Annotated in this window: 19 protein-coding genes; 12 read left to right on the plus strand and 7 right to left on the minus strand. The window is 70.9% G+C overall.

What is annotated here, in order from left to right; translation table 11 throughout:
* Positions 1 to 126 precede the first annotated feature (126 nt).
* Together NOO62_RS08290 and metH are read right to left on the minus strand one after the other, a co-directional pair.
* Positions 127 to 822: an HAD family hydrolase gene (locus NOO62_RS08290; protein WP_268770250.1), complete on the minus strand. Its 696-nt coding sequence runs from the start codon at positions 820 to 822 to the stop codon at positions 127 to 129.
* Between the two features lie 100 nt (positions 823 to 922).
* Positions 923 to 4453, minus strand: a complete 3531-nt coding sequence (gene metH / locus NOO62_RS08295) for a methionine synthase (protein ID WP_268770251.1) — start codon at positions 4451 to 4453, stop codon at positions 923 to 925.
* 266 nt (positions 4454 to 4719) lie between these two features.
* Here metH and NOO62_RS08300 point away from each other — a divergent pair, with 266 nt between their 5' ends.
* From NOO62_RS08300 to NOO62_RS08355, 12 genes are all read left to right on the plus strand, one after another.
* Positions 4720 to 5484 (plus strand): IclR family transcriptional regulator, encoded by a 765-nt coding sequence (locus NOO62_RS08300; RefSeq protein ID WP_150183100.1) that lies wholly within the window; start codon positions 4720 to 4722, stop codon positions 5482 to 5484.
* A 422-nt stretch (positions 5485 to 5906) separates the two neighbouring features.
* Positions 5907 to 6698, plus strand: coding sequence for an MIP/aquaporin family protein (locus NOO62_RS08305; protein WP_268770252.1), 792 nt, complete (start codon positions 5907 to 5909; stop codon positions 6696 to 6698).
* Between the two features lie 69 nt (positions 6699 to 6767).
* Entirely contained in the window at positions 6768 to 8312 is a 1545-nt protein-coding gene (gene glpK / locus NOO62_RS08310; protein ID WP_268770253.1) for a glycerol kinase GlpK, read from the plus strand.
* 5 nt (positions 8313 to 8317) lie between these two features.
* Complete coding sequence (locus NOO62_RS08315) at positions 8318 to 9928, plus strand: glycerol-3-phosphate dehydrogenase/oxidase (RefSeq protein ID WP_268770254.1); 1611 nt, start codon at positions 8318 to 8320, stop codon at positions 9926 to 9928.
* A gap of 131 nt (positions 9929 to 10059) precedes the next feature.
* Complete coding sequence (locus NOO62_RS08320) at positions 10060 to 10821, plus strand: purine-nucleoside phosphorylase (protein WP_268770255.1); 762 nt, start codon at positions 10060 to 10062, stop codon at positions 10819 to 10821.
* 49 nt (positions 10822 to 10870) lie between these two features.
* On the plus strand, positions 10871 to 12244 hold the full coding sequence (locus tag NOO62_RS08325) for an amidohydrolase (RefSeq protein ID WP_268770256.1): 1374 nt from the start codon (positions 10871 to 10873) through the stop codon (positions 12242 to 12244).
* Positions 12241 to 12858, plus strand: coding sequence for a sulfite oxidase-like oxidoreductase (locus NOO62_RS08330; protein ID WP_268770257.1), 618 nt, complete (start codon positions 12241 to 12243; stop codon positions 12856 to 12858). Before NOO62_RS08325 ends, NOO62_RS08330 begins: the two co-directional genes overlap by 4 nt.
* A complete protein-coding gene (locus NOO62_RS08335; RefSeq protein WP_268770258.1) occupies positions 12851 to 13618 on the plus strand; it encodes a ferredoxin reductase in 768 nt (255 codons plus the stop codon). Before NOO62_RS08330 ends, NOO62_RS08335 begins: the two co-directional genes overlap by 8 nt.
* A gap of 119 nt (positions 13619 to 13737) precedes the next feature.
* On the plus strand, positions 13738 to 14409 hold the full coding sequence (locus NOO62_RS08340) for a FadR/GntR family transcriptional regulator (protein ID WP_268770259.1): 672 nt from the start codon (positions 13738 to 13740) through the stop codon (positions 14407 to 14409).
* 151 nt (positions 14410 to 14560) lie between these two features.
* A complete protein-coding gene (locus tag NOO62_RS08345; RefSeq protein ID WP_268770260.1) occupies positions 14561 to 15550 on the plus strand; it encodes a PAC2 family protein in 990 nt (329 codons plus the stop codon).
* A 213-nt stretch (positions 15551 to 15763) separates the two neighbouring features.
* Positions 15764 to 17521 (plus strand): S8 family peptidase, encoded by a 1758-nt coding sequence (locus NOO62_RS08350; RefSeq protein WP_268770262.1) that lies wholly within the window; start codon positions 15764 to 15766, stop codon positions 17519 to 17521.
* Positions 17522 to 17554: 33 nt separating this feature from the next.
* Positions 17555 to 18157, plus strand: a complete 603-nt coding sequence (locus NOO62_RS08355; protein WP_268770263.1) for a hypothetical protein — start codon at positions 17555 to 17557, stop codon at positions 18155 to 18157.
* Positions 18158 to 18253: 96 nt separating this feature from the next.
* Here the strand turns inward: NOO62_RS08355 and NOO62_RS08360 are convergent, their stop codons facing one another.
* The 5 genes from NOO62_RS08360 to NOO62_RS08380 form a co-directional block, all read right to left on the minus strand.
* Positions 18254 to 21316: an NPCBM/NEW2 domain-containing protein gene (locus NOO62_RS08360; protein ID WP_268770264.1), complete on the minus strand. Its 3063-nt coding sequence runs from the start codon at positions 21314 to 21316 to the stop codon at positions 18254 to 18256.
* A 234-nt stretch (positions 21317 to 21550) separates the two neighbouring features.
* Positions 21551 to 22780 carry a cysteine--1-D-myo-inosityl 2-amino-2-deoxy-alpha-D-glucopyranoside ligase gene (gene mshC / locus NOO62_RS08365; protein ID WP_268770265.1) on the minus strand — a complete coding sequence of 410 codons (1230 nt, stop codon included), beginning with the start codon at positions 22778 to 22780 and terminating at the stop codon, positions 21551 to 21553.
* Positions 22781 to 22847: 67 nt separating this feature from the next.
* Positions 22848 to 23672 (minus strand): SCO1664 family protein, encoded by an 825-nt coding sequence (locus NOO62_RS08370; protein ID WP_268770266.1) that lies wholly within the window; start codon positions 23670 to 23672, stop codon positions 22848 to 22850.
* Complete coding sequence (locus NOO62_RS08375; protein ID WP_268770267.1) at positions 23636 to 24226, minus strand: DUF3090 domain-containing protein; 591 nt, start codon at positions 24224 to 24226, stop codon at positions 23636 to 23638. Before NOO62_RS08375 ends, NOO62_RS08370 begins: the two co-directional genes overlap by 37 nt.
* A gap of 73 nt (positions 24227 to 24299) precedes the next feature.
* On the minus strand, positions 24300 to 24986 hold the full coding sequence (locus NOO62_RS08380) for a histidine phosphatase family protein (RefSeq protein WP_268770268.1): 687 nt from the start codon (positions 24984 to 24986) through the stop codon (positions 24300 to 24302).
* Between the last annotated feature and the right edge of the window lie 50 nt (positions 24987 to 25036).

The following is a 25036-nucleotide window of genomic DNA, read 5'->3' on the forward strand; positions in this document are numbered from 1 at the left end:
ACACAACGTCACGTCACACCGGACCCTGCGGCAGCCCACAGCACACACGGCCCCCACTGTCGACCTTCATCGGGGTGGGAAACGTCACACCCCGAAACAGGGTTGGTCCGGGATCCCGCGGAGCTGTCAGAGGGTCATCAGGCCTTGCAGGAAAGGCAGGTTGACGTGTTCGAGGGACGGGACGACGGTGCGGCCCGCGACGGCGGGGATGGGGGCGACCGATGGCACGGCCACCACGCGGCACCCTGCGGCCTCCGCGGAGGCGACGCCGGTCGCGGTGTCCTCGATGACGGCGCATCTCGCGGGGTCCGCGCCGAGGCCACGGGCCGCGAGGAGGTAGGGGTCGGGGTGGGGCTTGGTGCGGGCCACCTCGTCGCCGGCGACGGTGAGTTCGAAGTGGTGGGCGCCGATCGAGTCGAGGACGCGGTCGATGATGCGGCGGTGCGAGGCGGAGACCAGGGCCATCGGCACGCCGTGCGCGGCGAGTTCAGCGAGCAGCCGTGTGGCGCCCGGCATCAGCGGCAGGGAGCGGCTGATGCGGTTCTCGAAGCCGTCGTTGAGCAGCACGGTGAGCTCGGCGACGGTGACGTCGGCGCCGGTGGCCTCGATGAGGAAGCCGGCGCTGCGCGTCATGGGGCCGCCCACGACGACATCGCGCCACGCCTCGTCGAGTGCGTGGCCCAGGGAGGCGAAGACCTCGACCTCGGTGTCCCACCAGAAGCCCTCGGTGTCCACGAGGGTGCCGTCCATGTCGAGCAGGACACCCTGCAGCGCGGAGCCTTCGGCCATTGGGGTGCTGAGCGCGGGAACCGTACTGGTCATGCGACCACACCTTCCGTAAGGGACGAGAAGGCCGGTTGCCTCCTTCTTGCGGGAAGGCAACCGGCCTGCACTGGACCGACCAGTGTACGACTGCGCCGGATCAGCGCGCGTTGAAATATTTCGCCTCGGGGTGGTGGATGACGATCGCGTCGGTGGACTGCTCGGGGTGGAGCTGGAATTCCTCGGAGAGCTGTACGCCGATCCGCTCGGGCTGCAGGAGATCGGCGATCTTGGCGCGGTCCTCCAGGTCGGGGCAGGCGCCGTAGCCGAGGGAGAAGCGTGCGCCGCGGTACTTGAGCGCGAACATGTCCTCCACGTCGGCGGGGTCCTCTCCCCCGAATCCGAGTTCGGCGCGTACCCGGGCGTGCCAGTACTCGGCGAGGGCCTCGGCGAGCTGGACGGACAGGCCGTGCAGTTCGAGGTAGTCGCGGTAGGAGTCGGCGGCGAACAGTTTCGCGGTGGCCTCGCCGATCTTCGAGCCGACGGTGACGACCTGCAGCCCCACGACATCGGTCTCGCCGGATTCCTCGGGGCGGAAGAAGTCGGCCAGGCACAGGCGTCGCCCGCGGCGCTGACGCGGGAAGGAGAAGCGGGTGCGCTCCGAACCGTCGTCGTTGAGGATGATCAGGTCGTCGCCCTTGGAGACGCACGGGAAGTAGCCGTAGACGACGGCCGCTTCCAGGAGGTTCTTGGTCTGCAATTCGTCCAGGAGACCGCGCAGGCGCGGGCGGCCCTCGCTCTCGACGAGCTCCTCGTACGTGGGTCCGTCCCCGGTGCGGGCCTGCTTCAGGCCCCACTGGCCCTTGAAGAGGGCGCCCTCATCGAGCCAGGACGCGTACTCCTTGAGCTGGATGCCCTTGATGACGCGGGTGCCCCAGAACGGGGGCGTGGGCAGCGGGTTGTCGACGGCCACATCCGAGCGGGAGGGGCCCTCGGCCTCCTCGACGGCCACCGGCGCCTCGCGCTTGGGCACACGGCGCTGCTTCAGCTCCGGCAGGGTCGCCCCGGGCACGCCGCGCTTGACCGCGATGAGCGCGTCCATCAGGCGCAGGCCCTCGAACGCGTCGCGTGCGTAGCGCACCTCGCCCTCGTAGATCTCGTGCAGGTCCTGCTCGACGTAGGCCCGGGTGAGGGCCGCCCCGCCGAGGATGACGGGGAAGTCGGCGGCCATCTTGCGCTGGTTGAGCTCCTCCAGGTTCTCCTTCATGATCACCGTGGATTTGACCAGCAGACCGGACATGCCGATCACGTCGGCCCTGTGCTCGGCGGCCGCGTCCAGGATGGCGGCGACGGGCTGCTTGATGCCGAGGTTGACGACGTTGTAGCCGTTGTTGGACAGGATGATGTCGACGAGGTTCTTGCCGATGTCGTGCACGTCGCCGCGGACCGTGGCCAGCACGATGGTGCCCTTGCCCTCGTCGTCGGTCTTCTCCATGTGCGGTTCGAGGTGGGCGACCGCGGTCTTCATGACCTCGGCGGACTGCAGCACGAACGGCAGCTGCATCTGTCCGGAGCCGAACAGCTCACCGACGACCTTCATGCCCTCCAGGAGGGTGTTGTTGACGATGTCCAGGGCGGGCGTGTCCTGGAGCGCCTCGTCGAGGTCGGCCTCCAGGCCGTTCTTCTCGCCGTCGATGATGCGCCGCTGCAGGCGCTCGTCCAGGGGCAGGGCGAGGAGTTCCTCGGCCTTGCCCGCCTTCATCGACTTGGTGGAGACGCCCTCGAAGAGCTCCATGAGCTTTTGCAGCGGGTCGTAGCCCTCGGCGCGGCGGTCGTGGATGAGGTCGAGGGCGGTGGTGACCTGCTCGTCGTCGAAGCGGGCGATCGGCAGGATCTTCGAGGCGTGCACGATCGCCGAGTCCAGTCCTGCCTTGACGCACTCGTCGAGGAAGACGGAGTTGAGCAGGACGCGGGCGGCCGGGTTGAGGCCGAAGGAGATGTTGGACAGGCCGAGCGTGGTCTGCACGTCGGGGTGGCGCTTCTTCAGCTCGCGGATCGCCTCGATGGTGGCGATGCCGTCCTTGCGGGACTCTTCCTGGCCTGTGCAGATGGTGAAGGTCAGGGTGTCGATGAGGATGTCCGACTCGTGGATGCCCCAGTTGCCGGTCAGATCCTCGATCAGGCGCTCGGCGATGGCGACCTTGTGCTCGACGGTGCGGGCCTGGCCCTCCTCGTCGATGGTCAGGGCGATCAGCGCCGCCCCGTGCTCCTTGGCGAGCGCGGTGACCTTCACGAAGCGCGACTCGGGGCCGTCGCCGTCCTCGTAGTTGACGGAGTTGATGACGGCGCGGCCGCCCAGCTTCTCCAAGCCCGCCTGGAGGACGGGCAGTTCGGTGGAGTCGAGGACGATCGGCAGGGTGGAGGCGGTCGCGAAGCGTCCGGCGAGCTCGGCCATGTCGGCCACGCCGTCGCGGCCCACGTAGTCGACGCACAGGTCGAGCATGTGGGCGCCCTCGCGGATCTGGTCGCGGGCCATCTCCACGCAGTCGTCCCAGCGGCCCTCGAGCATCGCCTCGCGGAACTTCTTCGAACCGTTGGCGTTCGTCCGCTCGCCGATCGCCATGTACGCGGTGTCCTGCCGGAACGGCACCGTCTGGTAGAGCGACGCGGCGCCCGGCTCGGGGCGCGGGTCGCGCGCCGGCGTCTCGATGCCGCGGACGCGCTCCACGACCTGGCGCAGGTGCTCCGGAGTCGTACCGCAGCAGCCACCGACCAGCGAGAGCCCGTAGTCGCGCACGAAGTTCTCCTGCGCGTCGGCCAGCTCGGACGCCGACAGGGGGTAGTGGGCGCCGTCCTTGCCGAGGACCGGGAGGCCCGCGTTGGGCATGCAGGAGAGCGGGATGCGGGAGTGGCGGGCCAGGTAGCGCAGGTGCTCGCTCATCTCGGCCGGTCCTGTGGCGCAGTTCAGGCCGATCATGTCGATGCCCAGCGGTTCCAGGGCGGTGAGCGCGGCGCCGATCTCCGAGCCGAGGAGCATGGTGCCGGTCGTCTCGACGGTGACCGAGCAGATCAGCGGGAGGTTCGCGCCGGTGGCGTCCAGGGCGCGGCGGGCGCCGAGGATCGAGGCCTTGGTCTGCAGCAGGTCCTGGGTGGTCTCCACCAGGAGGGCGTCGGCACCGCCCGCGATCATGCCTTCGGCGTTGGTCTGGTAGGCGTCGCGCAGCACGGTGTACGGGGCGTGGCCGAGCGTCGGCAGTTTGGTGCCGGGGCCCATCGAGCCCAGGACCCAGCGCTGCTGTCCGGTGGCGGCGGTGAACTCGTCGGCGACCTCGCGGGCGATGCGGACGCCCGCCTCGGAGAGCTCGAAGTTGCGGTCCGCGATGTCGTACTCGGTCAGCGCCGCATAGTTCGCGCCGAAAGTGTTGGTCTCCACACAGTCCACGCCGACCGCGAAATACTCCTCGTGCACCGAGCGCACGATGTCGGGGCGGGTGACGTTGAGGATCTCGTTGCAGCCCTCGAGCTGCTGGAAGTCCTCAAGGGTGGGGTCCTGTGCCTGGAGCATGGTGCCCATCGCGCCGTCGGCCACCACCACGCGGGTGGCCAGGGCCTCGCGGAGGGCGTCGGCTCGGGTCCTGCTCTCGGACGAAACAGGCGTGGGCTGCGACGACGGGGTTGGCGACGAGGCCATGAAAGAGCTCCCTGGAGTGCGACGGCTGTCGGCTTTGCGTCCTCTGGTTGGAGGGCGCACTCGGTCAGGGTAGCCGGGACCATGGTCCCGTTGTGAAGTAGTCCACGGGACGGACGCGCCGGACGGGCTTGGCCGGATCGGATCCCCGGTGGGGGTGTGGGTGCGGGACAGGCCGTCCGCGCATTAGCGAGAGGTCGACAACGACCGATAGTGTTCAGCATTGTCGAACGTCGAGTTGGTGCTAGGGGACGGAGGTCGGGGCTGCGATGGCACGCAACATCCAGTCGCTCGAAAGGGCCGCGGCGATGCTGCGGCTGCTCGCGGGCGGCGAGCGACGGCTCGGCCTCTCGGAGATCGCCTCCGCCCTCGATCTCGCCAAGGGTACGGCGCACGGCATCCTGCGCACCCTTCAGGCGGAGGGCTTCGTGGAGCAGGACTCCGCGTCGGGCCGCTATCAGCTGGGCGCGGAGCTGCTGCGCCTGGGCAACAGCTATCTGGACGTGCACGAGCTGCGGGCGCGCGCCCTGGTGTGGACCGACGATCTGGCCCGGTCCAGCGGCGAGAGCGTGCACCTCGGTGTCCTGCACCAGCAGGGCGTGCTCATCGTCCACCACGTCTTCCGGCCCGACGACAGCCGTCAGGTCCTGGAGGTGGGGGCCATGCAGCCGCTGCATTCCACGGCGCTGGGCAAGGTCCTGTCGGCGTACGACCCGGTGGCGCACAACGAGGCCGTCGAGGTCGAGCGGAAGACGTTCACCGTGCACACGGTGGCCGACCCCGAGGGGTTCGAGGGCGTTCTGGATCTGACTCGCGCGCGCGGGTACGCGTCGGACGTCGAGGAGACCTGGGAGGGCATCGCCTCCGTTGCCGCGCCCATTCACGACCGGCGGCGGATGCCGGTCGGCGCGGTCGGTGTCACGGGCGCCGTGGAGCGCGTGTGCAAGGACGGGGAGCTGCGGCCCGAGCTGATCGCCGCGGTGCGGGACTGCGCGCGTGCGGTGTCCCGGGACCTGGGCGCCGGGCGGTTCTGAAGCCGCAAGCGCCGGGCGGTTCTGAAGCCGCAGGCGCCGGGGCGGCTCCGAGCCGGGCGGGCCGCGGGGCGATTCGGCGGCTGTCCGGTGGTTCGACGCGCGGGTGGCACGTGTTCGCGCAACGATCTCTGGACGTCTCCGGGCCCCTGGCGACCGGGCCCTGCCGGGTCTCGGACAGGCGGGCCCGAACCGATAGGTCGAAACGATCAATAACGATCGTGTTTTCAATAACAGAACTCTTGACGAGCGAGTAACCCCGGGGCGAGACTCGCGTCCATCGGTCGGCATTGTCGAACACCTACCGGCATTACGCGCTAGAGTGGGACAAGGCCAAGGGCCGGCAACGACCTCACCTGAGGTCGCGGACCACCGGAGGGACCCGGGGTTCGCCTTCCCCTGGACGAAGGACAAAGGAGTCGCGGGTGTCCAGCTCCGACATCTTCATCGGCGAGACCATCGGTACCGCCGTGCTCATCCTGCTCGGCGGTGGCGTGTGTGCCGCCGTCACGCTCAAGCGCTCAAAGGCCAAGGACGCCGGCTGGCTCGCGGTCACCTTCGGGTGGGGCTTCGCCGTACTGACCGGTGCCTACCTCGCGGGCGGCGTCTCCGGCGCCCACCTGAACCCGGCGGTCACGCTCGGGCTCGCCGTCGAGGGCGGCACCAAGTGGAGCGACGTACCGCTCTACCTGGGCTCGCAGCTGCTGGGCGCGATGATCGGCGCCGTGCTGGTGTGGGTCACGTACATGGGCCAGTTCAAGGCCCACCTGACCGACCCCGAGATCCTCGCGGCGCAGCCCGTCGAGGAGGGCATGGTCGACCAGAAGGCCGCCCCCGCGGCGGGCCCGGTGCTCGGTGTCTTCTCGACCGGCCCCGAGATCCGCAACTACGTCCAGAACGTGCTCACGGAGATCATCGCCACGGTCGTCCTGGTCCTCGCCATCCTCACGCAGGGCCTCAACGACGGCGGCAACGGCCTCGGCACCCTCGGCGCGCTCATCACGGCGCTCGTCGTGGTCAGCATCGGCCTCTCGCTCGGTGGCCCCACGGGCTACGCGATCAACCCCGTCCGTGACCTCGGTCCGCGCATCATCCACTCCGTGCTCCCGCTGCCGAACAAGGGCAGCTCGGACTGGTCGTACGCGTGGGTTCCGGTCGTCGGTCCGCTGATCGGCGGCGCCATCGCAGGCGGTCTCTACAACGTCGCGTTCAAGTAGAACCGCGACAGCGACCGATGACCGCCACAGACGCTTGAGACCGACAGCAAAGAAATCCTGGAGCACACCGTGACCGACGCACACACCGCAGGCCCCTTCATCGCGGCCATCGACCAGGGCACGACCTCGAGCCGCTGCATCGTCTTCGACAAGGACGGACGGATCGTCTCCGTCGACCAGAAGGAGCACGAGCAGATCTTCCCGAAGCCGGGATGGGTCGAGCACGACGCCGCCGAGATCTGGACCAACGTCCAGGAAGTCGTCTCCAAGGCCGTCTCCAAGGCCGGCATCACCCGCGACGACATCAAGGCGATCGGCATCACCAACCAGCGTGAGACCACGCTGCTGTGGGACAAGAACACCGGCGAGCCGGTGCACAACGCCATCGTCTGGCAGGACACCCGCACCGACGCGCTCTGCAAGGAGCTCGGGCGCAACGTCGGCCAGGACCGCTTCCGCCGCGAGACCGGCCTGCCGCTGGCCTCCTACTTCGCGGGCCCGAAGGCCCGCTGGCTGCTGGACAACGTCGAGGGCCTGCGCGAGCGCGCCGAGGCCGGCGACATCCTCTTCGGCACCATGGACTCCTGGGTCATCTGGAACCTGACCGGCGGCGTCGACGGCGGCAAGCACGTCACCGACGTCACCAACGCCTCGCGCACCATGCTGATGAACCTGCACAAGATGCAGTGGGACGACAAGATCTGCGAGTCCATCGGCGTGCCCACGGCGATGCTCCCCGAGATCCGCTCCTCCGCCGAGGTGTACGGCGAGGTCACCGGCGGACAGCTCGGCGACCTGCTCGGCGGCATCCCCGTCGCCTCCGCGCTCGGCGACCAGCAGGCGGCCCTGTTCGGCCAGACCTGCTTCGACGAGGGCGAGGCCAAGTCCACGTACGGCACCGGCACGTTCATGCTCCTGAACACCGGTGACAAGGCCATCAACTCCTACTCGGGCCTGCTGACCACGGTCGGCTACCAGATCGGCGACCAGAAGCCGGTCTACGCCCTGGAGGGCTCCATCGCCGTCACCGGTTCGCTGGTGCAGTGGATGCGTGACCAGATGGGCCTGATCAACTCCGCCGCCGAGATCGAGACGCTCGCGTCGTCGGTCGAGGACAACGGCGGCGCCTACTTCGTACCGGCCTTCTCCGGCCTGTTCGCCCCGTACTGGCGCTCCGACGCCCGCGGTGTGATCGCAGGGCTGACCCGGTACGTCACCAAGGCGCACATCGCGCGCGCCGTCCTGGAGGCCACGGCCTGGCAGACCCGCGAGATCACCGACGCCATGACGAAGGACTCCGGCGTCGAGCTCGCGGCCCTCAAGGTCGACGGCGGCATGACCTCCAACAACCTGCTGATGCAGACCATCTCGGACTTCCTCGACGCACCCGTGGTGCGCCCGATGGTCGCCGAGACGACCTGCCTCGGTGCCGCCTACGCCGCCGGTCTCGCCGTCGGCTTCTGGTCCTCGACCGACGAGCTGCGCGCCAACTGGCGGCGGGCCGCGGAGTGGACCCCCCACATGGACGCGGGCACCCGCGACCGTGAGTACAAGAGCTGGCTCAAGGCCGTCGAGCGGTCCATGGGTTGGCTCGACGAGAGTGGCGAGGAGTAAGACACATGACCACCCTGCAGAGCGTCCCTGCCCTCGGGACGCATCCGGCCGCCGGTTCCCACCAGAGCCGCGCCGAGACCCGGGAGCAGCTTTCCAAGGCGACGTACGACCTCCTGGTGATCGGCGGCGGAATCCTGGGCATCTCCACCGCCTGGCATGCCGCGCAGTCGGGACTGCGGGTGGCCCTGGTGGACGCCGGTGACTTCGCCGGCGCCACCTCCTCCGCCTCCTCCAAGCTGCTCCACGGCGGTCTGCGCTACCTGCAGACCGGCGCGGTGAAGCTGGTCGCGGAGAACCACTTCGAGCGTCGCGCGGTGTCCCGTCAGGTGGCCCCCCACCTGGCGAACCCGCTCACGTTCTACCTGCCGGTGTACAAGGGCGGCCCGCACGGCGCCGCCAAGCTCGGCGCGGGCGTGTTCGCGTACAGCGCGCTCTCCGCGTTCGGTGACGGCGTCGGCCACCTCCTGTCGCCGTCGAAGGCCGCGCAGGACGTGCCGGAGCTGCGCACCGACAATCTGAAGGCCGTCGCGGTCTACGGCGACGACCAGATGAACGACGCCCGCATGGCCCTGATGACGGTCCGCGCGGCCGTCGAGGCGGGTGCCGCCGTCCTCAACCACGCCGAGGTCACCGGGCTGCGCTTCACGCAGGGCCGGGTCACGGGCGCGGAGCTCAAGGACCGCACGTCCGGCGACGAGTTCGGCGTCAACGCCCGGCTGGTCCTGAACGCGACCGGTCCCTGGGTCGACCACCTGCGCAAGATGGAGAACCCCGCCGCGGCGCCCTCCATCCGCCTCTCCAAGGGCGCGCACCTGGTCCTCAAGCGCACCGCTCCCTGGAAGGCCGCGCTGGCGACCCCGATCGACAAGTACCGCATCACGTTCGCTCTGCCCTGGGAGGACATGCTGCTGCTCGGCACCACGGACGAGGAGTTCGAGGGCGACCCGGCGGACGTGCGCGTCACCGAGTCCGACACCGCGCAGATCCTGGACGAGGCCGCGTTCTCCATCCGCGACCAGCAGCTGTCGCGGGACCTGATCACGTACTCCTTCGCGGGTCTGCGGGTGCTGCCCGGCGGACCCGGCGACACCTCGAAGGCCAAGCGCGAGACGGTCGTCACCGAGGGCGCGGGCGGCATGCTGTCGGTGGCCGGCGGCAAGTGGACGACGTTCCGCCACATCGGCCGGACGATCATGAAGAAGCTGGAGGCGCTGCCGGGCCACCCGCTGGGCGACGACTACGAGCCGGTCTCCTCGCTGCCGAAGAAGCTGCCGCTGCCCGGCATCGCGAACCCGCGCGCCGTCGCCCACCGCCTCCTGGTGGACGGCCCGGCGCCCGGCCCGCGCATGGCCGCGGACACCGCCAAGCACCTGGCGACGCACTACGGCTCGCTCTCCTTCGACATCGCCCGGCTGGCGAACGAGAACCCGGAGCTCGCCGAGCGCGTCCACCCGGACGCCCCGGAGATCTGGGCCCAGGTCGTCTACGCCCGCGACAACGAGTGGGCCGAGACCGCGGACGACGTGCTGCGCCGCCGTACGACGCTGACGATCCGCGGCCTGGCCACGGACGAGGTGCGCGGCAAGGTCGAGGACCTGCTGGCCAAGAAGGCCTGATCCCGGGTTTCTTGAGAGTCGCGCTTCTTGAGGGTTGAGTAAGGGGCGGTCGCCATGGCGACCGCCCCTTACTCGTGCCGATGGCGCCGGCTGCGGCGAGCCATCCATGTCCCCGGTAGGAGCCCTCCCCCATGACGTCGTCCATCGACGCGCTGCCCATCACCCGTGTCCCCCGCACCGGCCTGCCCGCGCACGCGGTCGTCGTCGGCGACCCGGGCCGTGCGGCCGCCGTCGCCGATCTCCTGGCCGACGCGAAGGAGGTGTCGTACCACCGTGAGTACCGCACCTTCGTCGGCACCTGGCAGGGCACGCCCGTCGTCGTCGCCTCGCACGGTGTGGGCGCGCCCGGCGCGCTCCTGCTCTTCCAGGAGCTGGCGGAGGCGGGCGTCACGACGTTCCTGCGGCTCGGTACGGCGGGCGCGATCCGGCCCGGCATCCGCGACGGCGACCTCGTCATCGCGGACGCGGCGGTGCGCGACGACGGGGTGACGCAGCAGCTGATCCCCGCCGAGTACCCGGCGTTCTCGGCGCCGGAGGCGGTGCTCGCCCTGCAACGCGCGGCGCGGGCCGCCGGTGCCCCGTACCACCGCGGGGTGGTGTGGACGAGGGCCGCGTTCCAGCCGGGTTTCCTGCCGCTGCCCGGTGAGGCGTACGTGGCCGCCGGGATCGCGGCCATCGAGATGGAGCTCTCGGCGCTGTACGTCTTCGCCTCGACGCACGGTCTGACCGCGGGCGGCGCCCTGGTCGTGGACGGCGCGAACGCCGACGAGCTCGTCGACAAGGACGTCACGGGCGGGTACGACCCGCACCGCGAGGTGGTCGCCGCCGGGGTCGACCGGGGCGCCCGGATAACCTTGGACGCGCTGCGCCTGCTGGCCTCCACCGAGCGCTGAACGACCGTAGCGATCAGCCAGAACCGAGGCGACCAGGGAGAACGGAACGATGCACCCCACTGACCTGCCGGCCCAGGACCGCGGCGGCTCCATAGACCTGCTGGTGCACGGCGGCGACGTGCTGACCGTCGACGCGGCGGGCACCGTCGTGACGGACGGGGCGGTCGCCGTTCGCGGCGGCCGCGTCGTCGAGGTGGGGCCCGCGGAGCGGCTGCGCGCCGCGTACGAGGCGGCCGAGGAGATCGACGCGCGCGGCTGCCTCGTCCTGCCGGGCCTGATCAACACGCACACGCACCTCGCGATGAACCTGATGCGCGGGATCGCCGACGACGTCACGTTGCAGGGTTTCCTGGCCCGGGTCGTGCCGCGTGAGGCCGCGATCCTCTCGCCGGACACGGTGGCCACCGCGATGCGGGCGGCCGTCGCGGAGTCCGTACGGGGCGGGGTCACGACCGCGCTCGACATGTACTGGTTCCACGAGGCGGCCGGGGAAGCGGCCCGCGACGCCGGGTGGCGGCTGCTGACCGGGCCGACGTTCATGGACGTGCCGGGCCCGCCGGACGGCAGGCCCTACGAGGAGCGGCTCGGCTGGGCGACCGCGCACCTGAAGGCGTACGTTCCCGTGCCGGGCACCCGTCCCGTCGTCTGCGCGCACTCCGCGTACACGCTGAACCCCGCGCAGCTCACCGAGATCACGGCGCTCGCCCGCGAGCACGGTGCGCTGCTGCACATCCACGCCGCGGAGAACGCGGCGGAGGTGGCGAACGTCGTCGAGCTCCACGGCATGCGCCCCGTGGAGCTGCTCGACTCGCTCGGTGTGCTCGGCCCCGACACGCTGCTCGCGCACGCCGTGGACCTCACGGACGCCGAGATCGCGACGCTGGCCCGCACCGGCACGGGTGTGGCGCACTGTCCGGTGTCCAACCTCAAGCTGGGCTGCGGCATCGCGCGCGTGCCCGACCTCCTCGACGCGGGCGTCACGGTGGGTCTCGGCACGGACGGCGCGGTGTCGTCCAACACGCTCGACCTGCTGGGCGCGGTGAAGATCGCCGCGCTGGTGCACAAGGCGGGCGGCGACCCCACGGCGGTCGGCGCCGAGCAGGCCGTCCGGATGGCGACGATCGAGTCGGCGCGTGCGCTCGGGCTCGGCGACCGCCTCGGTTCCCTGGAGGCGGGCAAGCAGGCCGACCTGATCGTCCTCGACCTGGACCGGCCGCACCTCGCGCCCCGGCACGACCCGTGGTCCACGCTGGCGTATGCCGCGTCCGCCGCCGACGTCCGGGACACTGTGGTGGACGGCCGTGTCCTGATGCGCGACCGGACCCTGCTCACCCTCGACGAGCAGGCCGTCCTGCGGTCCCTCCAGGACGCGGCGACCGCAAGCGAAGTGACACCGACCCCCGAAGTGGCATCCACCGCATGACGTTCGAACCCACCCGCGGCTTCACCGGCCGCGCCCGCGCCGCCGACCGCGACCCGCGGCTGCCCCCGGGCCAGTACGACGCGGGCGACGGCTGGCCCGTCCTGTCCGCCGAGGTCACCCCGCGGCTCGCCGCCGCGGACTGGACGTTCCGCGTCGACGGTCTCGTCGCGGCGCCGCACACCTGGACCTGGGACGAGGCCCACGCACTGCCCGCCTCCGAGTACCGGGGCGACATCCACTGCGTGACGAGCTGGTCCAAGTTCGGGGTGCGGTTCGGCGGGGTGAGCCTGGACACGTTCCTGGCCGCGGCCCGCCCGCTCCCCACGGCGACGCACGTCGTCGCGTACTCGCACACCGGCTACACCACGAACCTTCCGCTGTCCGACGTGACGGAGGGCAAGGCGTGGATCGTCTGGGAGTACGGCGACGGGCCGCTGCCCGCCGAGCACGGCGGCCCGGCCCGGCTGATCGTCCCCCACCTGTACTTCTGGAAGAGCACCAAGTGGGTGGCGGGGCTGCGGCTCCGCGACCGCGACCAGCCGGGCTTCTGGGAGCAGAACGGATACCACCACCGCGGCAACCCGTGGGCCGAGGAGCGTTACGCCGGTGACTGACCCCACGCATTCCGGATCCGAGGAGCGTTTCGTGCCGCCGACGGCGTTCGCCGTGCCCGGCCGCATCGAGGTGAGCAACCGTTCCGCGGCGGTGTGGCAGCGCGCGACCGTCGTGGAGATCCGCCGCGAGACGCCGCTCGTCTCGACGTTCCGCCTGAAGGTGCCCGACTGGCAGGGGCACCTGCCGGGGCAGCACCTGATGCTGCGGCTCACCGCCGAGGACGGCTACGTCGCCCAGCGGCACTATTCGATCGCCTCCGCGCCCGACGGCAGCGGCGAGATCGAGCTGACCCTCGACCACGTGCCGGGCGGCGAGGTGTCGGGGCATCTGCACACCGTGGCGCACGTCGGTGACACGGTCGAGGTGCGCGGGCCGCTGTCCGGCTTCTTCGCCTGGCCGGGCGACCGTCCCGCACTGCTGCTCGGGGCCGGGTCGGGGGTGGTGCCCCTGATGTCGATGGTCCGGCACCAGCGGCTGGCCGGGCTCGACGTGCCGGTGCGGCTCGTCGTGTCGGCGCGCACGCCCGCGGACCTGATCTACGCGGACGAGTACGCGGACGAGACCACCGTCGTCCTCACCCGCTCCGAGGGCCGTCTCAACGCGTCCCATCTGGCACCGTTCCTCGGCGAGGAGGGGCGGCCCGAGGGCGGCTGGGAGGCGTACATCTGCGGCTCCAACGGGTTCGCCGAGCACGCCTCGCAGCTGCTGGTGGCGGGCGGTCAGCCGGTGGACCGGATCCGCATCGAACGCTTCGGCTGACGGCGACGGCGACGGCAACAGGCGGCTGATCCGCGGAGATCCCCCTGCTCCCGTGCGGTGCGGCCTCACCCCGGTCCATAATCGCCTGATACATCGGACGTCTATTAGGCGAGGTCCCCATGGCTGTCACCGACGAGGCCATCGAGAAGATCAAGGACATGATCGTCTCGGGCGCGCTGCGCCCGGGTGACCGGCTGCCCAAGGAGAGCGAACTCGCCGCCGAGCTGGGCCTTTCGCGCAACTCGCTGCGCGAGGCCGTACGCGCCCTCGCCCTGATACGCATCCTCGACGTGCGCCAGGGCGACGGCACGTACGTCACCAGCCTGGACCCCCAGCTCCTCCTGGAGGCCCTGAGTTTCGTCGTCGACTTCCACCGTGACGACACGGTCCTGGAGTTCCTCGCGGTCCGCCGGATCCTGGAACCGGCGGCCACGGCGATGGCGTGCGCGCACATCTCCGACGTCGAACTGGACGCGCTGACCGAGCAGTTGGACGCGCTGGGCAGCGCGCCGTCGGTGGAGGAGCTGGTCGTCGCCGACCTGGAGTTCCACCGTCGCATCGTCCAGACGTCCGGCAACTCCGTCCTGTGCTCCCTCCTCGACGGCCTCTCCGGACCCACCACCCGGGCCCGTGTCTGGCGCGGCCTGACCCAGGAGGACGCCGTCAGCCGCACCCTCCACGAGCACCGGGCGATCCTCACCGCGCTGCGGGCCCGCGACGCGGAGGCGGCACGCTCATGGGCGACCGTGCACATCGCGAGCGTGGAACAGTGGCTGCGCACGACGCTGTGAGACCACCTCGCACCTGTGCGTGAAGGCGCTGTTTCCCGGGCCCGAGCGTGGGCAGTGATCACGCATTCCCCCACGCAAGGGGGCTGCGGACGGACCCTCCCGACGCCGTAAGGTTGGGGCGTACGCAAGGGAACGTCGGAAGGAGGCCTGGGTGATCGAGCTCGAGGGGGTACCCGAGCTGGTCGACCCGGTCATGGTGGCCGCGTTCGAGGGCTGGAACGACGCCGGTGACGCCGCCTCCGCCGCGGTCGCGCATCTCGACAAGGAGTGGAAGGGCGAAGTGTTCGCGGCGCTGGACGCCGAGGACTACTACGACTTCCAGGTCAACCGCCCCACCGTCTGGCTCGACGGCGGGGTGCGGAAGATCACGTGGCCGACGACCAGGCTCTCGGTGGTCCGCGTCGGCGGCGACAAGCCCCGTGACCTCGTCCTGGTCCGGGGCATCGAGCCGTCCATGCGCTGGCGGTCGTTCTGCAACGAGATCCTGGGCTTCGCGCACGAGCTGGGCGTCGAACTGGTCGTGATCATGGGCGCACTGCTCGGTGACACCCCGCACACGCGGCCCGTCCCGGTCAGCGGCGTGACGTCCGACCCGGACCTGGCGCGCACCATGGACCTGGAAGAGACCAAGTACGAGGGTCCGACGGGCATCGTCGGCATCCTCCAGGAGGCGTGCACGCACGCGGGCGTACCGGCCGTCAGCCTGTGGGCCGCCGTCCCGCACTACGTGTCGCAGCCGCCCAACCCCAAGGCCACGCTGGCGCTCCTCAACCGCCTCGAGGACCTGATCGGCCTGCGGATCCCGCTGGGCGAGCTGGCCGAGGACGCGCGCGCCTGGCAGGTGGGCGTGGACCAGCTGGCCGCCGAGGACAGCGAGGTCGCGGAGTACGTCCAGTCGCTGGAGGAGGCGCGGGACACCGCGGAGCTCCCCGAGGCGTCCGGCGAGGCCATCGCCCGCGAGTTCGAGCGGTACCTGCGGCGGCGCGACGGCGGGGAGGGCGGAGCGGCGTACCTGCGGGATTCGCCGAGCGACCGCACACGGCCGCCGAAGCCGAAGCCGACGCAGCGGCCGGGGCAGGGCGCGGAGGAAGGCGAGGGCGAGGGCGGCGACTCGGGCCCTCCGGATTCCTCGGACGACTGACCTCCACGTCTCGATGGGGCGGCACCTGTACGGGTGCCGCCCCATTGTGCTGCTCGTGGCCGAATTGCACGGGGTTCCCTTTTCAACTTCTCTTCAAACACTGTTGCTCGAAAGGGGGGTGGACGGCGCGGCCCGGCCGTAGCAGGGTGTGCCCCGGAAACCTGGCGTAGCGCACAGCACGGCACCCGAAGGACGGAAGGGAGCGGTGAAGCGATGACCGAGCAGGCAGACCCGGCGCGAGACCCAGGAGCCGGCGGTCCGGGCCCCGACGGAATGGGATTCACCTACCGAGAAGCCCAAGAAGAGCTGATCGTCGTCGCCCGGCCCGAGGCCCGGCTGCGCGCCGGGGAGCGGGACGTCCGCTCGGCCTCCGGCTCAGACGTATCGGCCCTGAACATGTTCCTCTCCGACGAACAGCTCACTCTGGAGCCGCTGTTCGGCAACGAGGACCGACTGCGGGCCGCCGCGCCCTCGTCGGCGGGCGAGGAGGACGTGCCCGACCTGGCCCTCTTCTACCGCGTCCGCGGCGGCGACGACCGGCCCGACGAACTGCGCGCGCGGATGGCGGCGCTGCCGGGCATCGACACGGCGTACGTGAAGCCCGGTGCCGTACCGGCCTCCATCGACCCCTCGCCGACGCAGCCGCACGACCTGGACGAGGCGACCCGGCGGCGCAAGGAGGGCATGCCCGCCACACCCGACTTCACCAGCCGTCAGGGGTACTTGAAGCCGGCGCCCGAGGGAATCGACGCACGCTGGGCCTGGCAGCGCGTCGGCGGCTCCGGCGAGGGTGTCACCGTCGTCGACGTCGAGGGCGCCTGGCAGCTGCGTCACGAGGACCTCGCCGCGAAGCTCGCGGGCGTGGTCGTCGGCACGCCCATCCAGGACCTGGCCTGGCGCAACCACGGCACGGCGGTGATCGGCGTCATCGGCGGCGACCGGAACTCCCTCGGCATCACCGGCATCGTGCCGGAGGCCGTGACGGCGACCGCGTCCTTCCAGCCCCTCGGCACGGCCGCGACGATCCACGCGGCGGCGGAGCGGCTGAACCGCGGCGACATCATCCTGCTCGAACTGCACCGCCCCGGGCCGAAGTTCGACTTCGGTACGCGCGACGACCAGAAGGGCTACATCGCCATCGAGTGGTGGCCCGACGACTACGCCGCCGTGCGCTACGCCACCGCGAAAGGCGTGCTCGTCGTGGGCGCGGCGGGCAACGGCGCGGAGTCCCTGGACGACGCGGTGTACGAGCGCAGGCCGGACGGCTTCCCGTCCTGGTGGCGCAACCCGTTCAACCCCGGCAACCGTTCCTCCGGCGCGGTCCTGGTCGGCGCGGGCGCTCCCCCGCCCGGCACCCACGGCCGCGATCACGGCCCCGACCGTTCGCGGCTCGCGTTCTCCAACTACGGGGCACGCGTGGACGCGCAGGGCTGGGGCCGTGAGACGACCACGACCGGCGGCTTCTGGGACCGGCCCGGCGATCTGCAGGGCGGCGCCGACGAAATCGCCTGGTACACGGACACGTTCTCCGGCACGTCCTCCGCGTCACCGATCGTCGTGGGCGCCCTCGCCTCGTTGCAGGGCATGCTGAAGGCAGCGGGCCAGCAGCCGATGACGCCGGACCGGGCCCGCGCGACGCTGCGCGCGACGGGCTCCCCGCAGCAGGACGCGCCGGGCAGGCCCGCTTCGCAGCGCATAGGCAACCGCCCCGACCTCAAGGCGGCGGTGACGAACCTGCTGCCGTCCGCGGTGGGTTCGGGTCAGGCCGAGCGGTACTGGGACGAGCTGCTCCCGTATCCGCCGGAACTCTCGCCGCGGCTCCGGCTGTTCGTGGCCGGGGAGTGGCGCAACCTCGACAATCCGTCCCCCGAGACGCGGCAGGCGGTGCACGCCGCCTTCGCCGGGGGGCGACCGGACGTACGTGTCTGGTTCTCGGACGACGAGGTCGTCGGCCTCGTCGTCACCGGCTGAATCAACCGATCAGTGAGGGAAGGTGGCACACGCATGAGCACCACCCCGCAGATGAGTCAACTGGGTCAGCAACAAGGACGGCAGTACGGACCGCAACAGCAGTACGGCCCCCAGCAGTACGGCCAGCAGCAGTACGGGCCGCAACAGCACGGCCAGCAACAGTACGGCCAGCAGCAGAGCCCCAGCACCGCCCCGCCGCAGCAGAGCCAGCAGCAGTACGGCCAGCAGGGCATGCAGGGCCAGCAGGGCATGCAGGGGCAACAGGGCATGCAGCAGGTCCCGCCGCATCTGCGCCAGCAGCTCCAGCAGCTCGGTCAGCAGCAGCCGTTCCAGAACCTGCTCCAGCAGTTCGGGCGGGAGCAGGAGCAGCAGATCCCGCAGGCGCACGCGCCCGAGATCTCCACGCAGGCCCTCGCGTCCAACGTCGCGACGGCGTTCTGGGACGTCGTCGAGCCGCTGCCCGGCCAGGCGTACATCCTCTATCTGCACGTCGACAACGCCTGGCGGGCCTTCGTCGACCCCAACCCGCACACCCACGACGAGGTTCAAGAGGCCTTCGCCTACGGGCATCAGGTGATCGGCTACTACGACACCAACAACCCGGGCTACCTGCTGGCCATCGTCATCACCAAGTGACCCGCGCGATCGGCACGCTCCCAGCGTGACCACACGGCGGCGCCGGGCGGAGAGTCCCGCCCGGCGCCGCTCCGTGTCCGGAGGTCGACGTACTGCTCAGGCGCAGCTGAACCGGGCCGCCGCCCAGTCCGCGTGGTCCCCGCTCTTGGAGCCGTTGGTGTCGGACACCTTCAGCTCGATGTGCCGGGCGCCCCGTACGTCGACGTCGACCGGGACGGTCGCCGACGCGCCCGTCACCTCGGGCGAGGTCCACAGCACCTTGCCGTCGGCCTCGACGGAGAAAGCGGCCTCTCCGTAGCCGTTGATCTCGTCGTCGATGCCGACGTCCGCGGTGAATTTGCCGCAGCGGCCGCCCGCATAGACCTCGATGACGGAGTCGGCGTGCGTGCCGATTCCTTTCTCGTACGTCTTTCCGGCCAGGGTCAGCGGGTGGCCGTCGTCGGCGCCCGACTCGCCGTTGCTGCGGTCGCGTTCGGCGGGCCCGTATCCGTTGGTGGACTTGAGCCACTTCATGTCGCTCGCCCAGGTGTCCTCGGTGGGTGCCTCGGGCATCACGCCGAGTGCGAACCGTTGGACGGCGGTGCGGTCCTGGCCTGCCGAGCGGTGGCGGACGGTCGCGGTGAGCGGCTGTTCGCCGATGGCCGCGTCCTTGGCGGGGGTGAGGGCCACCTCGACGCGGCGTGTGGTGCCGGCGGGGATCCGGTCGGCCTTCGCGATGCCCGCGCTCCAGCCTGCCGGTACGTCGAGGGTGGCTTCGACGCCGGTGGCGTCCTTCGTGCCCGCGGTGATGTCGACGGCGACCTTGCCGCGCGTGCCCGCGCCGAGCTCCTGGCCCGCGGGGACACCGACGGTGGCCGGTGCGCCGGGCACGGCACCGCCGACGGCGCTCGTGTCGTCGAGCCGCAGCTCGAAGGCGCGGTCGGTGCGCAGGGCGGCCGTCTTCACCTTGACGACGCCTCCGCGGTCGTCACGATCGTAGAACCATCCCGAGCGTGCACGGTCGTACGCGTTCTGCGAGGTCAGCCGCGGCAGTGTGCGGCCGCCCAGCTCCACACGACTGGGCGCGTCGCCGGTGTGCAGGGTGAAGGAGTACGGGCGGCTGCTGGGCTTCCCCTTGTAGGCGCCCTTGCTGGCGCCGATCCGCACCCGCACGTCGCCCGCTCCGGAGTGCGGCGCGCGGACGTCGGCGCGCTGGGTGGCGTATTCGCCGTCGCGGTGCTGCCGGGTCACGCCGTCGTCCTCGTACAGGTCGAAGGAGGAGTTGCCCTGCGGGTAGATGTCCCAGGCGAGTGGGGAGTCCGCGGTGCGGTCCTGGTAGGAGCGGATGCCGCCCGGCCACATGGGCACGGTCGCACCACCTCGCACGAAGAGGGGAAGCGTGTCGAGGGGCGCGCTGTAGCCGTCGATCGTGGTCGGACCTTGGTAGGTGCGCCCGCTCCAGTAGTCGGTCCAGGTGCCCTTGGGGAGGTAGATGCCGTCGCGGGTGGTGGTGTCCTTGTAGACGGGCGCGACGAGGAAATCCTCGCCGGTCAGGAACTCGTACTTGGCGGCGTCGGTCGCGGCCTTGGGGTCATGGGGGTACTCCAAGGCGAGCGGCCGCACGGCGCCGACCCCGGTCCGGGTGGCCTCATGGGCGTACGAGTAGAGATAGGGCAGCAGCGACTCGTGCAGCTTCAGGTACTTGCGGTTGATGGAGGTGTGGGGCTCGCCCTGGCGGAAGGGCTGCTTGTCGCTGGCGGCCCAGCCGTCCATGGTCATCGTGACCGGCAGGAACATCTTCCACTGGAGGTCGCGTACGTACGTCTTGGGGCTGCCGCCGAAGATGCCGTCGACGTCACCCGTCGTGTAGGCGAGCCCGGACATGGTGGACCCGGCGTACGTCGGGATCTGCCAGCGGATGTACTCCCAGCTGCCGCTCTGGTCGCCGGACCACTGCACGCCGCAGCGCTGCGCGCCGGACCAGCTCTCCGGGGCCCAGGTGAAGCCGCGGGCGTCGCTGTTGTCCTCGATCCCCTTGTGGGCGTCCTTGCAGCCGTCGAGCGCCTTCTTGTAGCCGTCGCCGACCCAGGCGACGTCGAGTTTGGCGACGCGCTGGCCTGCCTTGACCTGTTCGGCGATCTTGTCGAGGCCGTCCTCGGTCCACAGGCCCGTCTTCATCTTGCGCTCGGCGAGGCCCTTGGAGGTCTCGGCGAGGTTCTCGTAGCCGCAGCCGTAGCCGTCGTTGACGAGCATCCAGCCGTTGGGCATGTCGTTCTCGACGTATCCGTCGGCGACCTTCAGGGAGTCCAGGGTGTGCCGCTCGCCGCGGTTGGCGTTGTGGAGGTAGCAGTCGGCGTCGCCGATCTCCATGCCGTAGACCGGCGGCAGGAAGGGCTTCCCGGTGAGCTTCGTGTACTGCCCGATGACGTCCTTGGCGGCATCGCTGCCGCGCCCGGCGAAGTAGTAGGCGTCGAACCGCTGTTCCTTGGCCGTGGCGGTCACGGGCTCGGCGAAGTCGTAGGTGTTGGGCGCGTACGTGTTACGGAAGACGCCGTACCCCTGGGAGGACAGGTAGAAGGGCACGGAGTTGGGGTGCCCCCCGTCGTCCCAGTTGTAGTCGACGCTCACCTCGACCCTCTTGCCGCGGTGCGAGGTGTTGCCGCGCCCGTTCTGCATTCCGGCGCCGTAGAACTGCTCGTCGGCACCGCGTGCGAGGCTCTGCGTGGTGCCGTCCTTGGTCCAGGAAAGGCCCTTGGACTCGGCCCAGACCCGGCTGCCGTCACTCCGGTACAGGGCGAACCGCAGCGGTGACTTGTAGGCCCGCAGCGTCACTTTGGGGGTGCTCAGCTCGTATCGGTCGCCCTTGTCGTCCCACTTGGTGCGGGGCGGCTTGCCCTGCGGCAGGACGATGTCGTCCGCCGTGGGGTCGGTGAACTTCCCGTCCGGGGCGAGTTCGAGCCGGAAGGTCTCGGCCGACACGAAGCTGACGCGGGCCTCGGCGTCACCCGCGGTCAGCTGATAGACGGGGCCGTCGGCGTCAAACCCGGTGACGTCGCCGACGGTGGTAGCGGCAGGCTCACCGGCGGCTTGCGCGGAGCCGCCACCGGGCCCCGCGAACGCCGCGAGGAGCCCCAGCAGGGCGACCGCGACCACCGGTCCGAAGCGCGTGGAAGATCTCATGGCGGAGGTCTAGCGCGACAACCGGCCCCGGGGCCATGGACTTTGCTGACCTACTCGTGGATTTCCGCCGCGGGAGGGGGCCGGAGCGCACCATGCGGGGCTCGTGGACTAGCATCCCCGAGCCCCGGAGCCTGGAGCCCGCACGCAAAAACCGGACGGGCGGAAGAGGTTCCAGCCCGTCCGGCGCTTGAGGACGAGCCCGCGGGGCGATTCGGCCTCAGCAGAGGGATGCCGCTACAAGGCCACGCCGAGCAACGCGTCGACGGCCCGCGAGACCACCCCGGGAGCCCCCTCGTCCGCCCCGCCCTCGGTACCCTGCCGAGCGGCCCAGCGGTCGACCGCGGCCAGCGCGGTCGGCGCGTCCAGGTCGTTCGCGAGCGCCTCGCGGATCTCCTCGACGAGCGCGTCGGCGGACGGCCCGTCGGGACGGGACACGGCCGCACGCCAGCGTCCGAGCCGCTCCACCGCCTCCGCCAGAACCGCGTCGGTCCACTCCCAGTCCGCGCGGTAGTGGTGCGCGAGGAGGGCGAGCCGGATCGCGGCGGGGTCGACCCCGTCGCGCCGCAGCTTCGAGACGAAGACGAGGTTGCCCTTGGACTTGGACATCTTCGCGCCGTCCAGAGCGACCATGCCCGCGTGGACGTACGCCTTCGCGAAGGGGTACTCGCCGGTCAGGGCCTGCGCGTGCGACGCACCCATCTCGTGGTGCGGGAACGCGAGGTCGGATCCGCCGCCCTGCACGTCGAAGCCCATGCCGAGGTGGTCGAGGGCGATGGCGACGCACTCGATGTGCCAGCCGGGGCGCCCGCGGCCGAGGCTGCCGCCGTCCCAGCTCGGCTCGCCGTCGCGGGCCGCCATCCACAGCATCGGGTCGAGGGGGTTCTTCTTGCCGACGCGCTCCGGGTCGCCGCCGCGCTCCGCGGAGAGGAGCTTCATCGCGGCGGTGTCGAGCCCGGACACCTCCCCGAAGTGGGTGTCGGACTCGACGGAGAAGTAGACGTCGCCCTCGAGTTCGTAGGCGGCGCCCATGTCGCGGAGGCGTTCGACGAGCGGCACGATGCCGGGTATGGCCTCGACGGCGCCGATGTAGTGCTGCGGCGGCAGGAGGCGCAGCGCGGTCATGTCCTCGCGGAACAGCGCGGTCTCGCCTTCGGCGAGCTCGACCCAGTCCTTGCCGTCGCGGTTGGCGCGTTCCAGGAGCGGGTCGTCCACGTCGGTCACGTTCTGGACGTAGTGAACCTGCCGCTTGGTGTCGAGCCACACGCGTTGCACGAGGTCGAACGCGTTGTAGGTCGCCGCGTGACCCATGTGGGTCGCGTCGTACGGGGTGATTCCGCAGACGTAGATACGGGCGACGGGACCGGGGTCGAGGGTGACGAGTCCACCGGTCGCGGTGTCGTGGATCCGGAGGTCGCGGCCCTTGCCAGGAAGGGCGGGGACCTCAGAAGCGGGCCAGGCATGCATGCCCTGAGCCTAACCGGACGGAGCGTCCGTATACGAGTGGGGGATCACGGCGGATAAGAGTGGGGGATCACACCGGCGGCCAGGGAATAGCAGGCCACTCGCCGCTCGGCTCGGGGTGGCGCCCCGATTTCAGGAGTGCCGCCACCCGTGCGCGCAGCGCCTCGGTCTCCGTGGCGGTGATCAGCCCGGCCAGCCGCCCTGCCAGCCCCGCCTCGTCCGCGAGGCCGTCCTGGAGGCCCTGGAGGGCCTCCAGGGCCTCGTCGGTCAGGGGCTCCCCCGCCCAGCCCCACAGCAGCGTCCGCAGCTTGTTCTCGGCGTGGAAGGTGACACCGTGGTCGATGCCGTAGAGGCGGCCGTCGGCCGGCAGCAGGTGGCCGCCCTTGCGGTCGCTGTTGTTGATCACCGCGTCGAGGACGGCGAGCCGCCGCAGCCGTACGTCATCGGCGTGCACGAGGAGCGCCGTCCGCTCCTCGTCGACCTGCGCGAGGCCGACCGCCTTCCAGCCCTCTCCCGGTTCGTCCCCGTCGACCAGGGCGAGGAGTTCCGCGTCGCCGGAGGCCTCGATCCACAGCTGGCACATGCCTTCGCCGTGCGGTCCGTCCCGCAGCACGGTCGGCGGTACGAGGTCCCAGCCGGTGGCGAGCGACACCTCGTAGGCGGCGACCTCGCGCTGGGCGAGCGTGCCGTCGGGGAAGTCCCACAGCGGGCGCTCGCCTGCGACCGGCTTGTAGACGCAGGCGGCCTCCTGCCCTTCGTACGCGACGGTGCAGTAGAGCACCGCGTTGGAGGCCTCGCGGATGCGGCCGCGCACGGTCAGCTCCCCGCGGGTGAGGAGCGCGACGGGGTCGGCGACGGTCACGCTCCCCGCCGGTATCCGTTCTGGCGCGGGCATACGTGTCCTTCCGGGTCGAGCGGGAGGCTGCACAGCGGGCACGGCGGGCGGCCTGCGTTGACGACGTCGAGGGCGCGCTTGGTGAAGGCGCGGGCCTGCGCGCCGGTGAGCCGGACGCGGAGCATCGGCGGGCCGTTCTCCTCGTCCTGAAGAAGCCTTTCTTCGGCTTCGGCGAGGTCGTCCTCGGTATCGGCGTCCAGCTCGACGAGGGCCTGCGCCTCGACGACCATCCGCTCCTCCTCGCCGTCCCAGGCGAGCGCCATCGTGCCGACGCGGAACTCCTCCTCCACGGGGGAGTCGAGCGGCGCGCTGTCGGAGACCTCGGACGGTGCGACGGCCGGCACCGGGGCGTTGCCCCCGCTACGGCGTACGACCTCGTCGAGGAGCTCCTCCATGCGCTCGGCGAGCGCGGCCACCTGGGTCTTCTCCAGGGCGACGCTGGTCACCCTGACGCCGGCGGAGGCCTGGAGGAAGAAGGTACGCCGTCCGGGCAGCCCTACCGTTCCCGCGACGAATCGCTCCGGGGGGTCGTAGAGGAACACCTGACGGGACACGTCCTGTCTCCATTGATCGGCTGCAAAGTACGGAGGGCTGTTCCAGCCCGGTTCACCCTACTGCGGGGGACGATCACGGTGCGCCAGCACCGCCTCCCACGGTGGCGTCGTCACCCGGCGGCTCCTCGCGGGGCGCGAGCGAGGCGAAGTCGCCGGTGTCCCCGAGGCGTACGAGGAAGGGGCGCAGCCGCGTGTAGCGGATGGCGGTGACGGAGCAGGGCTCCACGGAGATGCGCTGGAACAGGTCGAGGTGGAGCCCGAGGGCCTCCGCGACGAGGGACTTGATGATGTCGCCGTGGGAGCACATCACGTAGACGGCGTCCTCGCCGTGTTCGTGCTCCACGCGCGCGTTCCACTCGCGTACCGCCTCCGCGGCCCGCGTCTGCATGGCGCGCATGGACTCGCCGCCGGGGAACGCGGCGGCGGACGGGTGCCGCTGGACGACCTCCATCAGCGGTTCGTCGGCGAGCTCGGCGAGCTTGCGGCCCGACCAGTCCCCGTAGTCGCACTCTCCGATGCGGTCCTCCGTGTGCTCCGGCAGCCCGGGGCGGGCGGCGAGCAGCGGCGCGACGGTCTCGCGGCAGCGTTGCAGGGGGCTGGTGACCACTGCGGATATGGGCAGCGCGGAGAGCCGTGCGGGCAGTGCGGCGGCCTGTGCGGAGCCGCGCTCGTCGAGGGCCACGCCGGGGGTCCACCCGGCGAGCAGGCCGGCGGTGTTGGCCGTGGAGCGTCCGTGCCGGACGAGGATCAGCGTGGGCATGCGGTTCAGCCTATGCGCCCCAGGTGGTGCAACCGGGGGAAGGCTGGGAA

It is taken from the genome of Streptomyces sp. Je 1-369, assembly GCF_026810505.1.
In the GTDB taxonomy this organism is placed as follows: Bacteria; Actinomycetota; Actinomycetes; order Streptomycetales; family Streptomycetaceae; genus Streptomyces.

Bases quoted from the DNA above. Each gene is read 5' to 3' on its own strand.
- NOO62_RS08300 (WP_150183100.1), top strand. From the start codon at position 4,720: ATGGCACGCAACATCCAGTCGCTCGAAAGGGCCGCGGCGATGCTGCGG.
- NOO62_RS08325 (WP_268770256.1), top strand. From the start codon at position 10,871: ATGCACCCCACTGACCTGCCGGCCCAGGACCGCGGCGGCTCCATAGAC.
- NOO62_RS08350 (WP_268770262.1), top strand. From the start codon at position 15,764: ATGACCGAGCAGGCAGACCCGGCGCGAGACCCAGGAGCCGGCGGTCCG.
- NOO62_RS08290 (WP_268770250.1), bottom strand. From the start codon at position 822: ATGACCAGTACGGTTCCCGCGCTCAGCACCCCAATGGCCGAAGGCTCC.
- mshC (WP_268770265.1), bottom strand. From the start codon at position 22,780: ATGCATGCCTGGCCCGCTTCTGAGGTCCCCGCCCTTCCTGGCAAGGGC.
- NOO62_RS08320 (WP_268770255.1), top strand. From the start codon at position 10,060: ATGACGTCGTCCATCGACGCGCTGCCCATCACCCGTGTCCCCCGCACC.
- NOO62_RS08380 (WP_268770268.1), bottom strand. From the start codon at position 24,986: ATGCCCACGCTGATCCTCGTCCGGCACGGACGCTCCACGGCCAACACC.
- NOO62_RS08340 (WP_268770259.1), top strand. From the start codon at position 13,738: ATGGCTGTCACCGACGAGGCCATCGAGAAGATCAAGGACATGATCGTC.
- NOO62_RS08330 (WP_268770257.1), top strand. From the start codon at position 12,241: ATGACGTTCGAACCCACCCGCGGCTTCACCGGCCGCGCCCGCGCCGCC.
- NOO62_RS08360 (WP_268770264.1), bottom strand. From the start codon at position 21,316: ATGAGATCTTCCACGCGCTTCGGACCGGTGGTCGCGGTCGCCCTGCTG.
- NOO62_RS08370 (WP_268770266.1), bottom strand. From the start codon at position 23,672: ATGCCCGCGCCAGAACGGATACCGGCGGGGAGCGTGACCGTCGCCGAC.
- metH (WP_268770251.1), bottom strand. From the start codon at position 4,453: ATGGCCTCGTCGCCAACCCCGTCGTCGCAGCCCACGCCTGTTTCGTCC.
- NOO62_RS08355 (WP_268770263.1), top strand. From the start codon at position 17,555: ATGAGCACCACCCCGCAGATGAGTCAACTGGGTCAGCAACAAGGACGG.
- NOO62_RS08315 (WP_268770254.1), top strand. From the start codon at position 8,318: ATGACCACCCTGCAGAGCGTCCCTGCCCTCGGGACGCATCCGGCCGCC.